Raw genomic sequence first — 994 nt, 5'->3', positions numbered from 1 at the left:
ATGCTTTCACATCAACCCTTTATTGCTTTATCGCTTTCTTGTGTAGCTTCTACTTTTTAATGCTAAGTAGGGTGCCTGACTTACACTTGAAAGAGTAGTAGTGACGGCTTTCGTTGAATTTACCTAAGCCTTCGCCATCACAATAGTCGATGTTGATATCGCGCATAATTTCTAGCGTATCTTCACTGTTTAAGGCAAATTTAGAGCCGTCAGAGCAGACGATACGTACTCTTTCATCATGGCTTACAGAGTAGATATCGACTTCAGTATTACACAGCTCAAAAGAGGCTTCACGGAAGTTGTCTTGTTGAGTATTTGAAGCACAACCTGCGGTAAATACGGCTGCGATAACGGCTAAAAGTCCGAGTCTTTTCATTGTTAGTCCTTCGATATCATCGAATTTGGTGATGAGTTTTATATGCTGTTTGGAGTAGCCTATACAACAACACGCTTTGATTCAAGGAGTGTTGGCTGACTCTAGGATATAAAAGTATAGGTACAAACAGATAATTTATAATAAGTTTATTCGTGTTTAGCCTGCCCTAGAAACAAAAAGACCAACACAGAGGTTGGTCTTTAAAATTTAAGTTTGTTCTAAATGATTATCGAAACTGTTTTGCTTCAGGAAGAAACTCAAAACCGGCAGACGCAAGTTTTGCAGTCAATGCCGCTTTGTCGATTTCATAGAAGTTGACTACTCGATCCAAGTCACCGCCGAAATCGTCACGCAGTTTCATGTTGACGATGCTCATCAACATCACAGGATCCATCTTTTCAAAGTTAGCGAGGTTCATATTAGTCCTCGAAATCTGAGATCAGTAGATTCGCTGCGGCAAATGCAGCACGATCTCTTGCTTCTTTAGGAAGAGATTCATCTGCAGCAAGGTCGTTCAATGTTTTTACCGCGCAGGTGATCGCTTTAGGGATATAGCCTTGGTCGCCACTGCCAATTTGAGAATACAGTTCACGCACCAAATCACAACAATCGTATACT

3 protein-coding genes are annotated in these 994 nt (G+C 40.8%); all 3 read right to left on the bottom strand.

Annotated features, from left to right (window positions below; genetic code table 11):
* Positions 1–49: 49 nt before the first annotated feature.
* Positions 50–376, bottom strand: coding sequence for a hypothetical protein (locus AB4653_RS24430; RefSeq protein WP_009847438.1), 327 nt, complete (start codon positions 374–376; stop codon positions 50–52).
* 226 nt (positions 377–602) lie between these two features.
* Positions 603–794: a DUF4250 domain-containing protein gene (locus tag AB4653_RS24425; protein WP_009847437.1), complete on the bottom strand. Its 192-nt coding sequence runs from the start codon at positions 792–794 to the stop codon at positions 603–605.
* Between the two features lies 1 nt (position 795).
* On the bottom strand, positions 796–994 hold a 199-nt coding region (locus AB4653_RS24420; protein ID WP_372105530.1), incomplete at its 5' end, for a YaeP family protein.

The organism is Vibrio sp. 10N.222.48.A3, assembly GCF_041475345.1.
Taxonomy (GTDB): Bacteria; Pseudomonadota; Gammaproteobacteria; order Enterobacterales; family Vibrionaceae; genus Vibrio; species Vibrio tasmaniensis_A.
Note: the sequence above shows the minus strand (reverse complement) of the source record. Positions and strands in the feature narration are given on the sequence as shown.